The following is a 14,304-nucleotide window of genomic DNA, read 5'->3' as shown; positions in this document are numbered from 1 at the left end:
TCTAAATAATTATATTTGCAAAGTATTACTTTATTTTAAAACTTACTGTATTTAAGATTTATAATACAATGTTTTGAATAATTCTTAAAAAGAATATTATAATTATTTAAACTTTAAGAAAATACGCTGAATCATAATTCAATGAAAATATCAAAATTTAATAAACAATCAGTTTTTGTGATTGCTGAGTTATCCGCTAATCATGGTAATGATATTAGTGTTGCTAAAGAAACTATTAGAGCGGCTAAACGAGCTGGAGCTGATGCTATTAAGCTTCAGACATATACAGCTGATACTATAACTTTAAATAGTAAAAAAGACGATTTTAGGATTAAAGGAACAATATGGCAAGACCAGTATTTATATGATTTATACAAAGAAGCATATACGCCTTGGGAATGGCATAAAGAATTGTTTGATACGGCAAAACAAGAAGGTTTACTATGTTTTTCTTCTCCCTTTGACTTTTCAGCAGTTGATTTTTTAGAGGAATTAGATTGTCCTATTTATAAAATTGCTTCTTTTGAAATAACTGATATACCATTAATAAAATATACAGCTTCTAAGGGTAAACCTATGATTATATCTACGGGAATTGCAGAGTATGAAGATATTAGATTAGCTATTGAAACTTGTCATTCGGTAGGGAATAACGATATAACTTTATTAAAATGTACCTCATCTTATCCGGCACCAATCGACGAAGCTAATCTTACTATGATTCCTAAGCTTGCTGAAGAATTCAATACAAATGTAGGACTATCTGATCATACTTTAGGGATTACTGTTCCTATAGTTTCCGTAGCGCTTGGAGCCAAGGTCATTGAAAAACACTTTATATTAGATAAAAGCATAGGGGGCCCTGATGCATCATTTTCTTTAGATGAAATTGAGTTCACTAAAATGGTTAAATCAGTTAGAGAAGCAGAGTTATCTTTAGGCAGTAGTGATTTCTCTTTGACAGACAAACAAATTAAAGGTAAAGATTTTTGTAGATCACTGTATGTGGTCGAAAATATGAAAAAAGGCGAAGTTATCACAAATGATAATGTTAAATCCATACGGCCTGGATATGGTTTGCATCCAAAATTTTTACCTGAAATTTTAGGTAAGACTGTTAATCAAGAGGTAAATAAAGGTGAACGGTTAAATTTCGATTTGATTAAATAATGAGATTAGAGTTCAATTTTAGAAAAAAAATTATAATAGATATAAATGATAGTTTTTTCTATAAAAAAGATAAAGTAATTTGGTGGGGATATCCAATAAGTAAAATTAATTTATTTGAATTGGAAGGAGATTTATCTGAAAAACTAAATCAAATTTCAGGTTATTTTTTATATTTATACTATAATGATAATGAAATAATAATTTCTTCAGATATTACCGGGGGATATAGATTATATAAATACGAAGATGAAAGTATTTTATTTTTAACTAACAATTATAATTTAATAATAGACTATATTAAAAATAGCGGACACTTGGAGATAGATGAAATTCAAGTTAAGTTTTGGAAAAAACATAGATATACATTTGGAGATAGAACATTTATAAAAAAGATTAATAAATTACCTCCTCATTCTACTTTTAGAATTCTTAAAAATGGAAAAAATACCGTTAAAAGCTATTTTAAAAAGGATTTAAAAAGAAAGCCTGATAAATATCTGCATAAAAAACTAATAAGAAAAGACATTATTGAGGTTTTTTCTTATTTAACCAATGTTAAAAATGAAATAGTGATATTGTTTTCCGGTGGAAAAGACTCTGTTTTTTTAGTTAGTATACTAAAAGAGTTAAAGATAAATTTTAAAGCAGTTTTTTTATATGCTTATCCGGAGTATGAGTCTAATTATAATGATTTTATAAGAGCGAAAGAAGTAGCTGATCATTTAGATATTGATTTTATTAAGGTGGAAGTAGATTTGGAGAAAACTAAAAAGTATCTAATTGATAATATAGTTAATGAAATGTTTTTTGATAAACATTATTCTTTGTTGCACTTTGGTGGATTTCAGAAATTGAAAGATATTTTTACAAAAGATACAATTTTTATTAATGGGCAGTCTTCAGATAGCATTTTATCTTTTGGTCCTTCAGAAAAAGGTATTGGTTCTTTATTAAAAAGAATTATTCTATATAGTCCTAATTGGGTATCATTTTTACCTAAAAAAATTTTTGAACATAAAAATAATTTAAAATTAAAATTACCTAAAAATAAAAATGAAAAATTAATAGCCTTTACGGATGAAAAAGAATATATATTTTTATTAAATGATTTTGACTTAGAATATATTAAAAGTATTGAGGAATATAATACTTCAATAACCAAAGATGTCACTGAACTTTTTATGAAACAAATGCTAATAAAAATCAATACTTTTCTTCAAGGCTCTGATAATCAAGTTGCAATAAAAGCTCCTAAATATTTTGGTTTTAATAATGTTATTTTGCCTTTTGCTATACCAGATTTAATCTATCATACTATTGAATATAAAGATAATTTTCATGAGATTTTTTTTCCTAAATATGCGGTAAGTAAAGAAAATCAATTAAATGTCTTAAAACTAAAAGATAAAAATCAATGCACATTTACTAATCCAAGAATAATTGAAAATGAGGTTTATGATTTTTTTGATAATAAACTAAATGATATTTATTATGAAAATTTTAAAATATAAATCGTTATTATATTTTATTTCTCTAAATTATATAGATAAAGGATTAGCTTTTTTACTACCATTATTTGTTCTATATTTTACTAAAAATATATCATTATACAATGATATAGAATATATATTTTCTATAGCTAATATTATGGTGGTAGTTCTAGATTTGGGAGGAAGAGCGTATATGTTGTATGGGTACGTCAATATACAAGATAAAAAAAAATATTTAGAAGGAGTAAAAGGTTTTTTTTACATACTTAATTTTTTTTATATTTTATTAGTACTGGCAATATTACTAACATGCACACTAACTAGCTTTATCAATAATATTATTTTTTTTATTAGCATAAGGTGTTTAATAGTTTTATTTATAAATTATTTTTCAGTTTATTTTAGATTATTGGATAAGCCTCAAAATATATTGTATATTTCAATACTGATAAACAGTTTGACTATATTGATATTATTTATTTTAAATAAATTTATTACAAATACAAATGGAGTGTATTATTTTTTTTCAGTCCAAATGTTATTTATAGTTTTGGTTTCTATAAAAGAAGGAAAATATATAAATAAAAGCTCTATTTTATTTAGTATGGATTATCTAAAAAAAGCAATTAAATATTCTTGGCCCGTAATATTAAATGTCCTTTTAATAACTATAATGAATAATTTTGGAAAAATATATATTTTTCAAAGATTCTCAAAAGAAGAAATGTATACTTTTTCTTATCTATTGAGGATTTCTATGGTTATTCAGATGGCTCACGTGTCTATTTCAGCATATTATTCTAAAAAAATTTATTTAGATTCAACTACTAAAATAGATTTTCGTTTATATAAATTTTATTCACTATTTTTATTTTCAACGGTTTTATTGTGTTTAATGATGATATTTGTGATAAATACATTAAATTTTTTACCAAAAATTGATTTAGGTGTTACGGCAATATTTTTATTGTTATATGTATTTATTTGGTGTCAGCAATCTTACTTTGAACAATATTTAAACAAAACGAATAGAAATAAATGGATTTTATATATTTCATGTATTAGTATGATTATATATTTCTTTTTATTATTTAACCCGTTAGCTAATATAACAGTAAATTACATTTCATTCTGTATGGCTATTTCGGTTCTAGTATCATTTGTTCTACTACTATTTTGTTTAAAAAAAATAAAATTAATATGAAAAAAATTTTAGCAGTAGTAATTGCATTTATTCCTTTTAATATTTTGAGGATTTTTTTATATAGAAATACATTGAAATATAATATTTCATATAATAGTAAAATTAAACCATTAAATTTTATTTTATGTCAAAATTTAAAAATATATCCTAATGCAGGATTTTCAGGATATTTTAATATAATAAGAAATGTTAACAAGATGTGTATTGGAGAAAATTCTTTTATTGTTAAATTCAATAGATTTTCAAATCTTAATAATTGTATAATTAAAAATAATGTAATAATTGTTTCTTCAAATGTTTTTTTTGGAACATCAGGAGATATAAGCCCGTTTAAAGAGTATGAAAATATAAAAATAGGACAAAATTCCATAATTACTAATAAACATTCATTTGATTTATCAGATGAAATAATTATTGGAGAAGATGTAACCATAGGTGGAAGTGGATCTCAATTGTGGACTCATGGCTTTGATTTAAAGCATGTTAAAAAACAATCAACGATCAAAATCGGTAATAACTGTTATATGGGGTCAAAAATAATTATATTACCAGGTTGTAATATATGTGATCAAGTATCGGTAGGATCTGGGACAGTTGTTTCAAAATCTATTAATTCATCAGGTTTTTATGTTTCTACAGGTTTAGTTAAAAAATCAGAAGTGGCAAATTTTCAAAATGATGAAAATGTTGTTAAAAAAAATGGATATTACTTTTTAAGAAAATAAATTTATATGAATATTTGTTTTATTGCTAACTATCATAAAACACAATTCTTTTTTGAGATATCTAAATATCTTTCAGAGAAATATGATATTAACATTTATTGGATTGTTGTTAATAAATCAAACAAAAATTTTTTAGAAAAATATACTAATAACATTTTATATTTATCTAAGAGTGTAATTTTAGATACTAAAAACACAGCTATTGATGATTTCAAACTTAACGAAATTGTATACGGAGATAGAATATTGAAATTCTCTACTAATAAAGGTGTTGATTTTCTGACAAAAATACAAAAACCCGTTTATGATTTTATTAAAGATAATCGCATTCAATATATCTTTGGAGAGTTAACGTGGGCTCATGAGTTATTGATTTTTAGAATGACGAAATATTGTCAAGAGTTAAATTGTAAATTTTTAAATCCGCACACTATTAGAATTCCCGGAGGAAGATTTGCTTTTTTTGTGGATGAATTTCAATCTAAAATGTATGAATTTGATTTGAACTATGAAAAAATGCAATATCCTGTTGATGCGTTTATTCCCAAAAAACCAGATTATTTACAATTAAATGATCAAATATTAAAAAAGAAAAATTCATGGCAAGGAAGAATTAAAAGGATTAAAAAATTTATTACTTCAGAAAATTTAGATTCTGATGATATTACTTTACCTGAAAAATGGAAATTTAATAGATTTTTCATTCCGTTTATTGAAGAGTTAAACAAAGAAACGTATAAATTTATACCTAAAATTAATCTAGATACTATAAAAAACAAAAAATTTATTTTGCTTACTCTGCATAAACAGCCAGAGGCTTCAGTAGATGTTTTGGGAAGATATATGGAAGACCAGTTTACAAATATTATTGTTATCTGGAAGCAATTACCACAAGACTGGTTATTAGTGATAAAAGAACACACGAATGCAGTAGGAGATAGATCTTGGAAGTTTTATAATAAACTGAGAAAATATAAAAATTTGATATTTATCGATGAAAAAACAGATTCTTATGAGTTATTAGAATATTGTCAAGCGGTTGTTACTATATCCGGAACCATAGCTTATGAAGCTGCATTATTACAAAAGAAATCATTAATTTTATGTGATGTATTTTTTGACTTTTCATATGTGAAAAAAATATCATTAGATGATTTTAAATTTAGTAAAAATATTCTAAGTATAATGGATACTATACCTAATAATGAAGATGACGAAAGAAAAAAGAAATATATTTTTGCTAATTCCTTTGAAGGAATCATTAGTGATCCAGTAAGTAATCCTAAATGTATTGAAAGCATCAATATAGATAATGTTTCGAAAGCTTTTTATAAAATAATTTTAGGTAAAACAATATGATATATTTAAAAAATAAAGAAATTAAATTAATATATGCATTATCTTTATTAATTGCTATTTCACAAATTTTAATTTATGTTTTTCAACCGATTATACCAATATTTAGCGTTTTAATTCTTTTTTTATCTTATTATATTTTAATTAAATATAATAATTTATTTATTATTATTATACTTATTCTCTCGGCTAGAATTATTAATGGATTTATAGTTCCTAATAATATCATTTTTTATAAGCTTACTATATTTTGTACTTTTTATTTTCCTTTTTTATTGTATATATTAATTAATGTTAAAAATTTAGCTTTTATAAAAAAAAGAATAAGTTCAAAATTCAAATTTTTTTTCATTTTTCTTTTTTTCTTAATTTTAAGTTTTATTTTTAATCTTCCTAAATCTTCAGATTTATTATTTAAAAGGATAATTCCCCCTATATACTTTGCTATTGCTATACTTTTCTATTCCGATAAAATAAAAAATATTAATTTGTTTCATATCACAATCTATTTTAGATTAATATTTATTACTTCCCTTATAACTTATTTATTGCCTAATTATATTGAAACAAATAATTTTTTATATAAAGAAGGAACTATATTCGGCGAGGCTAACGATATACCTTTTATAGATTATTTTAATTTAATTAGAAATCAAGGTATTTTTTTTGATGGAAGAATTTTAGGCATTTTTGTATATATTTATTTTTACATACTTATACAAAAGAAGAAGAATATAAATTTATTGGAGGTTTGTTTACTGTTTGCTGTATCATTATCAACAGTCTCAAGGGGTGGGATCATAGTATTTATATTCTTATTGATTTTATTCATATATTTCAGAGTAAATAAAAATTTTAAAATAGGGCTTATAATTATCTCTATTATTACATTTATAATTATTGGGTTTGGAAATGTTTCAATTAGTTTAAATAATAATTTGGTAGATTTTACATCTACATTTGATATATTTTCAAATGATAATTCTAAAAAAAATGTATTATCTCAAAGACAAATATTTTCAGATTATGCGCTTTCAGCTTTCGAAAAAAAACCAATTTTAGGAGAAGGTGTCGGTAATTTAACATCCAAAAAAGCAGATTTAAATGTTGAAATAGATTCAGGAGCAGGTATTGTGTCCTATAATGTGGTAACAGATGCTTTTATTTTTTCTCTCTTAGGAGAAATGGGAATTTTAGGAATGATTCTATTTCTTTTAGCGTTTTCGGAAATTATAATAATAAAAAATAATATATTTTCGTATGGAATGTTTGTAGGGGTTATTATTCATCTTATAGGAACTGATATTCCTGATATATTTATGCCATATTTCGTTGTATTATTCTTATTTTCTTATGTTAAATTGAGTAATAATAATAAATTAAGGTATAAATCTAATTATTAAACCTATATAAACTTTTAATATGAAAAAAACAAATAAAATACTCGTTGATGCTCATGTATTTGACAATTCTTTTCAAGGTACAACAAGCTATTTGATGGGACTTTATAATTCTTTAGTTGGATTTGATGATATTGAAATAACATTATGTTCGCATGATGTGAATAGGTTACAAAATTTTTTCCCACATAAAAATTTTAAATATATACAGTTACAATCGAAATCCAAGATAAAACGTTTACTTTTTGAGTTGCCTAAAATAATTAGGGATAATAAATTTGATTATGCACATTTTCAGTATATTGTTCCTCCAATAAAAAAATGTAAATATATTAATACTATTCATGATGTTTTATTTTTAGATTTTAAAAATTATTTTCCTTGGTCTTATAGATTAGTCAAAGGAATATTATTTAGATATTCTGCAAAAAAGACAGATATTATACTTACAGTTTCAGAATATTCAAAAAAGGCAATAGCTAAAAATTTTAAAATTGATTCGAATAAAATTTTTATTACTCCTAATGCTGTAAGGTTATCTAAAGAAATAAAATCTAATATAAGTATGAAAGATAAATACAATCTTAGAAATTATATACATTATGTTAGCAGATTTGAACCTAGGAAAAATCAAATAGGACTTTTAGAGGTCTATTTAAACTTAAATCTTTATAAAGAATATGATTTAGTATTTATTGGAAGAAAAAAAGATAAGGTTGAAAAACAAACATACGAAATGTTAGTTAAAAAAATTCCTCCAACCATTGCTAATCGAATATTTTTCTTTGATGATTTAAGTGAACAAGAAATGAATTATTTTTATCAGGAATCATCATGTTTTGTATACCCTTCTTTTGCAGAAGGTTTTGGTATTCCACCTTTAGAGGCAGGAGTTAATAATTGTAAAGTTTTATCTTCTAATCAAACAGCGATGTCAGATTTTAATTTTTTTAAATACACATTTAATCCTAACAATTTTGAAGAATTTAAAGAAAAATTAAAAGAGGTTTTAGATGATAAAAATTATCCATATAAGTTTATACATGATAAAATAGTAGAAAATTATAACTGGGATAAAATATCCAATAATTTATATAATTATTTAACTACTTGCTTATAAAAGATATATTTTTTATTAATTACAGTTTTTGACTTAAAATAATTTAATGAATATAGCAATAATAGGAACGAGAGGAATACCTAATCACTATGGCGGATTTGAACAGTTTGCAGAATATTTATCATTAGGATTGGTAAAAGCAGGTAACCAGGTTACAGTTTACAATTCACATAGCCATCCCTATCAAGAAAAAGAATGGCAAGGAGTAAGTATTGTGCATTGTTACGATCCAGAAGATAAAATGGGCACCGCTGGGCAATTTATATATGATTTTAATTGTATTAAAGATACGCGCAAAAAGAATTTTGATATAATTTTACAGTTGGGATATACCAGCAGTTCTATTTGGGGGTGGATGTTGCCTAGAAGTAAAAGTGTTGTAACTACCAACATGGATGGCCTTGAATGGAAACGAACAAAGTATTCAAAAAAAGTTCAGAAATTTCTCCAGTTTGCTGAAAAATTAGGTGTTAAATATAGCGATTTTTTAATATCAGATTCGATTGGTATACAAGATTATTTAAAAGAAAAATATAATCAAAACTCAATCTATATACCTTATGGAGCAGATTTATTTGATAGTCCAGATGATTCTTGCATAAGTCAATTTAATATTTTCAAATTTAATTACAATATGCTAATTGCTCGTTTAGAACCTGAAAATAGTGTAGATACAATTTTAGAAGGTGTAGCTAAAGCAAAAAATAATCATCCGTTTTTAATAATTGGTAAACATGAAACCAAATATGGAGAATATTTAAAAAATAAATTTCAAGAGTATTCCAATATAAAATTTTTGGGAGGAATATATGATATAAATATTTTAAATAATTTAAGATATTTTTCCAATTTATATTTTCATGGTCATACAGTTGGAGGAACAAATCCATCATTATTAGAAGCAATGTCTTCAAAAGCTTTAATTTGTGCACATAAAAATATATTTAATTATTCAATATTGGATCAAGATGCAGTATATTTTGAAAATTCTGAAGATGTATGTCGTATTATTTTAACAATTAATAAAATAAATTATGAAGACAAAATAAAATCTAATGTACAAAAGATAAACGATAAATATAATTGGGATATTATAGTTGAAAAATATATCAACCATTTTAATCAAATTTTAAGATAAATTAATTAAATCTAATCTAATTAATATCCAATATTAGTAATTAAAAAAATTATTGCCAGATAAAGTATAGATTGATATTTTATGTTTTATGGAGATCAAATTAAATAAACAATTTATAAGCTTTTTAAGGCCTGAACTCATAATAGTTTATAGCTTTTTGTTTTGGATATTAATGTTTGTAATTGCTCCTGTTGATATTAAAGCTAGTATAGATAGTATTTCTTTAATTTACATAATAGTTTCTTATTTAGCTCTATTTTTAGGAACACAAATCATTTCAATACCTAAAAATGATGTAAAGAACTATAATAAATATTTAAAATGCTTCATTTCAATTAACAATCTAAAAAAAATATATTGGATTTCGTTTTGTTTGGGAATTACTGGATTTATTTTTTACTATATAGATTTATTTTTTTATAAGAATATTTCTTTTCAAAATAATATTTTGCAAAATATTTACTTAAGAAGATCTTCTGATGGGTCAATTTTTTCTACATTGGCAAATCTTTTAATGTATTATTCCTATATTCCTATTACCATAGATTTACTATGTAAAAATTTTCACTCATTTAAAATTAAAATTTTTTCATTTCTATTATTTATTTTATTACCTGTTAGCAATTTATTTTTCGGTTCCAGATTTGGTATTATAGTTCCATTTATCTATTTAATTATTGTATTTTTTAGTTCATATTCAAATTATAAGTTAAATTTATATAAATTGTTAATAGGGGGAATAATCATAACTTCTTCTTTTTTTTATGTAGTTGGCTTTTTTTTTATTAATCGTATTGAAAATATGAACAAGGAGCCTATTGACGCATTAAATGGAAAAGCATCAGCTTTTTCAGAAAAAGTTCCTGTTACAAAAAAATTTCAAAATTTAATTATAAAATCAAAAGGGACTTTATGGTATCCGTTCTTAGTAGGATATGTAAATTCTTCACAATATACTATTCATGCTGTATTCGAATTTTCTCAAGTAAAAAACAATGTAGATAACAATAATATACAATACATGTATGGGAAGGCTACTTTTCCAGTTTTTTACAAAATATATTATAAATTATTTAGAATTTCTGAAAATTATAAAGATATTAATACCGAAGTCAATAAGGCAAATGCAAGATTAGGTGTCTGGTCAACATTTTTCTTTTATTGGTATTTAGATTTTGGATGGTTTGGTATTATATTATTTATTTTTTTAGGAGTTATATTTAAAAAGTTTTGGTTTGAATTATATATTCATAATAATTTATTATATTTACCGCTGATTTGTCTAATATCTATTGTAGTTTTTTTAATGTTACAATTAAATTATATTTCTAATATAAATCAATATGTATTTATATCTTTCATATCTTTACCTTTATTTTTTAATGATAAATTTTTTATAATACTATCATATTTTTATAAAAAAATCATTTAAATTATTAATATTTTATAATTTATCTATTAATAAATAATTTGAAGACTTAAATAGAATTAGAATTTGCTATTGAATTATAAAACTTTTAATTTAAAATTATACAATTTAGTTTAATATAAATATTAATATGATACCTGCTCAAGAACAAAATTATAAAACTTGTTTTCCTAAAACCATTAAATATTTAATCTTATTTAACTCCCTAAATGCTTTGCTCGTCTATGTTTCAGATATAATATGCATTAATTAAAAATATTATTAATAAATATTATTTTAAATAGCTTAACTATACTATGAATAAAGGAACAAGATATTCTAAGTACATATCATTTATAATAAATATTATAGATAGTATTATTATTTTTATTCTTTTTTACTTATGTGTGAAAATTGATTATAAAGAACATGGTAGAACTGAATTTAACATTACACATTTTATCCTCTTACACTATAAAGCGATCATACTTTTCATTTTTAGCTGGTTTTTGATTTCAATTGACTATAGAGCATACAAAGAATTCAGGCCTATAACTTTTTTAGATATTTTAAAAAGAAATATTTTTCATATTTTCTTATTTTCAATTGTATTGTTTACTGTTTCAGGATTAAAAGATGTTCAATTATTTTCTAATAGATTATCTTTATATTTTTTATTTATTATGTTTGTTTTAACGTCATTTTTACGTTTGGTTTTCTTTGAATTTTTACGACAGTACAGGATTTGGGGAGGGAATTTCAGACGTGTAGTGTTTGTTGATGAAAATAGCAATACAAGTTCTTTTGTAAGAATGTTAGAAAAGAGAAAAGACTATGGTTTTGTTAATTTTGGTATTTTTTTAAAAGAAATTGAAAGTCAAAATAAAGATAAGCTTTTTGAATTCAACATTAATCAATTAAAATATTATTTGCTCAAAAATAATATACAAATAGTGTTTTTTTCTTTAGATGGAAAACTATCCTGTGAAGTACAGGAAGAAATAATATATTTAGCTCAAAAGTTACATATCGAAATTAGATTTGTTCCTAGTACTATTTATGATTCTTTTAGCAGTTTAAAAATGGAATATTATGATACATTTCCAGTATTAGTATTTAAAGAGTTTCCGTTGGATAATTTTGGGAACCAATTTTTGAAAAGAATTTTTGATATAATATTTTCATTACTAGTTATTGTGTTTTTTCTTAGCTGGATGTTTCCAATCATAGCTTTAGGTATATTGTTGGACTCAGGAAAACCTATTTTTTATTTGCAAAAAAGAATAGGTTTAAAGGGAAAACCTTTTTATTGTTATAAATTTAGGACAATGAAATTCAGTAAAGATAATGATGTTAAAGCAACAGTTAAAGGAGATACAAGAATCACGAAATTCGGTTTAATACTCAGACGTACTAGTCTAGACGAACTCCCTCAGTTTTTTAATGTTCTTAAAGGTAATATGTCAATTGTTGGACCAAGACCTCATATGGTAGTTCAAGATGAATACTATAGTGAAATTATGTTAAAGTATAGTTTAAGACATTATGTAAAACCTGGAATAACAGGGCTTGCTCAGGTTAAAGGATTCAGAGGTGAGATAAATTCTAAAGAAGATATGCAAAAAAGAATTATAGCGGATATTTTTTATGTTAAAAACTGGTCTTTTTTGTTAGATATGTTTATAATTATAAGGACAGTTTTTAAAGCTATCGGAGGAGATGATAAAGCAATTTGAGTCTTTTATATTATCATGAAATAATTAAAATATATATCAAATATGCCCTGTAAAAGATTCTGTCTGCTCCAAAATTCATATTAAAATTCCGAATACAGTTTTATATTACTATTAAATAAAATATTTAGTTACTTATTAAGATGAATGTTATTATTAAATATTCAGATTACTATAAATTTTAATTAGCAGATGTACTATAAAATTATTATTAAACTAAATTAGTACAATAAAAAAAAGCTATCAATTATTTGATAGCTTTTTTTATTGTATGTGATGTGACTAAATTTATTCAGTAACAGTGATAACAACAACTCTATTCCAGTCATTATTAGGGTAAGGTTGCTCTGTGTCACCTTTCCAAGAAGTACTTATTCTATTTTTAGAAATACCATATTCTTTAACTAATTTGCTTTCTACAGCTTCAGCTCTTTTCTTAGATAAAGCTTTATTGTAAGCAGGAGTACCTGTTTTTTTATCAGCAAGACCTACAATTTGAACAGATGTATTTGAATTGTTTTTTAAGAACTCAGCTACATTGTAAATAACAGCCTCTTGTTTAGCTTCAATAGTGCTACTGTTAATTTCAAACTGTACTGGGTTTGGTACATTTAAAGCTACAGTTGCAGCAGGAGCTTGAACTGGTTTTTGATTATTCAACTGATTTTTAAGTCTTTCGTTTTCTGATGATAAATCATTTAATTGTCTGGTTAAATCATCAACCAAAGAATTATCAGTATTATCAATAACAGTTGTAACTGTTTCAGCTTTTTCAAATTTTTGTTTTCCTCCTAATCCGAAATTGAATCCTAGCATAACTGAACCTATTCCATCCCAGTCTTGTCTGTTATAACCTTTAGTAGTTTTTTCAATTCCTTTAGTAGTTCTTGTATCGAACCTTGCATCGTTAAATTTAGATTGTACTGCCTGACCAGAAATGTCTAAAGTAATAGCAAAACCATCAGTAACTCTAAAAGTATTTAAAAGTCCAGCTGCTACAACAGCACTTTTATATTTGTTAATTTTTTTATGATCAACAGCCATACCTACACCAAGATATGGAATTAGATTGTAAAATCTATTTTCTTTATATCCTGCAACTAAATTAGAAAAATTTAGCATAGCGTCTGCATGAGCAGAAATATAATTACCTGTAGCCATTTTATGTCCCGGATTACTAGCAGCTCCTTTCTCATTAAAAGTATGTTTTCTACCTCCTTGAACAGTAAATCTGGCACCTACTAGTGGTGAAAACCATTTACCTAAACTAGCTGAAGCTCCCCAAGTTAATCTTTCCGCAAGATTAGCTTCGTCTTGTTGAGTATCTCCAAAGTACATTGAAGCTCCTCCGCCTGCATTAGCGAACCAATTGTCCCAAAAACCGTTTGTTTTATAGCCTGCATTAGTTGCACCTTCTTGTGCATACATTCCTAAAGATGTCAGTGCTAAAGAAAAAACCAATATCGTCTTTTTCATATAAATTTAAATAAAAATTGTAGACAAATGTAAATGAAATATTAAATAAAAACAACTTTTTATCTGTAAAATTACTGTTTTTAA

10 protein-coding genes are annotated in these 14,304 nt (G+C 24.2%); 9 read left to right on the top strand and 1 reads right to left on the bottom strand.

The features are described 5' to 3' along the window. Window positions 1–177 precede the first annotated feature (177 nt). From pseI to EOV51_RS12385, 9 genes are all read left to right on the top strand, one after another. Entirely contained in the window at window positions 178–1,170 is a 993-nt protein-coding gene (pseI, locus tag EOV51_RS12425; protein ID WP_262707250.1) for a pseudaminic acid synthase, read from the top strand. Then, window positions 1,170–2,681, top strand: a complete 1,512-nt coding sequence (locus EOV51_RS12420) for an adenine nucleotide alpha hydrolase family protein (protein WP_128152849.1) — start codon at window positions 1,170–1,172, stop codon at window positions 2,679–2,681. Before pseI ends, EOV51_RS12420 begins: the two co-directional genes overlap by 1 nt. Before the next feature lie 1,179 nt (window positions 2,682–3,860). After that, window positions 3,861–4,589 (top strand): acyltransferase, encoded by a 729-nt coding sequence (locus EOV51_RS12415; protein WP_128152848.1) that lies wholly within the window; start codon window positions 3,861–3,863, stop codon window positions 4,587–4,589. A gap of 6 nt (window positions 4,590–4,595) precedes the next feature. Then, on the top strand, window positions 4,596–5,948 hold the full coding sequence (locus EOV51_RS12410) for a hypothetical protein (protein WP_128152847.1): 1,353 nt from the start codon (window positions 4,596–4,598) through the stop codon (window positions 5,946–5,948). 545 nt (window positions 5,949–6,493) lie between these two features. Continuing rightward, window positions 6,494–7,348 (top strand): O-antigen ligase family protein, encoded by an 855-nt coding sequence (locus EOV51_RS14700; RefSeq protein WP_164875311.1) that lies wholly within the window; start codon window positions 6,494–6,496, stop codon window positions 7,346–7,348. 19 nt (window positions 7,349–7,367) lie between these two features. Continuing rightward, a complete protein-coding gene (locus tag EOV51_RS12400; RefSeq protein WP_128152845.1) occupies window positions 7,368–8,465 on the top strand; it encodes a glycosyltransferase family 4 protein in 1,098 nt (365 codons plus the stop codon). Window positions 8,466–8,511: 46 nt separating this feature from the next. Then, complete coding sequence (locus tag EOV51_RS12395) at window positions 8,512–9,603, top strand: DUF1972 domain-containing protein (protein WP_128152844.1); 1,092 nt, start codon at window positions 8,512–8,514, stop codon at window positions 9,601–9,603. Window positions 9,604–10,405: 802 nt separating this feature from the next. Then, window positions 10,406–11,035, top strand: coding sequence for an oligosaccharide repeat unit polymerase (locus EOV51_RS12390; RefSeq protein ID WP_128152843.1), 630 nt, complete (start codon window positions 10,406–10,408; stop codon window positions 11,033–11,035). A 293-nt stretch (window positions 11,036–11,328) separates the two neighbouring features. Beyond that, complete coding sequence (locus tag EOV51_RS12385; RefSeq protein ID WP_128152842.1) at window positions 11,329–12,747, top strand: exopolysaccharide biosynthesis polyprenyl glycosylphosphotransferase; 1,419 nt, start codon at window positions 11,329–11,331, stop codon at window positions 12,745–12,747. A gap of 285 nt (window positions 12,748–13,032) precedes the next feature. Here EOV51_RS12385 and EOV51_RS12380 read toward each other — a convergent pair whose 3' ends face one another. Next, entirely contained in the window at window positions 13,033–14,220 is a 1,188-nt protein-coding gene (locus EOV51_RS12380) for an OmpA family protein (protein ID WP_128152841.1), read from the bottom strand. Window positions 14,221–14,304: the final 84 nt, after the last annotated feature.

The organism is Apibacter raozihei (assembly GCF_004014855.1).
GTDB classification, from domain to species: Bacteria; Bacteroidota; Bacteroidia; order Flavobacteriales; family Weeksellaceae; genus Apibacter; species Apibacter raozihei.
The sequence above is the reverse complement of the archived record's forward strand: the minus strand, read 5'-3'. Positions and strand labels throughout refer to the sequence as shown.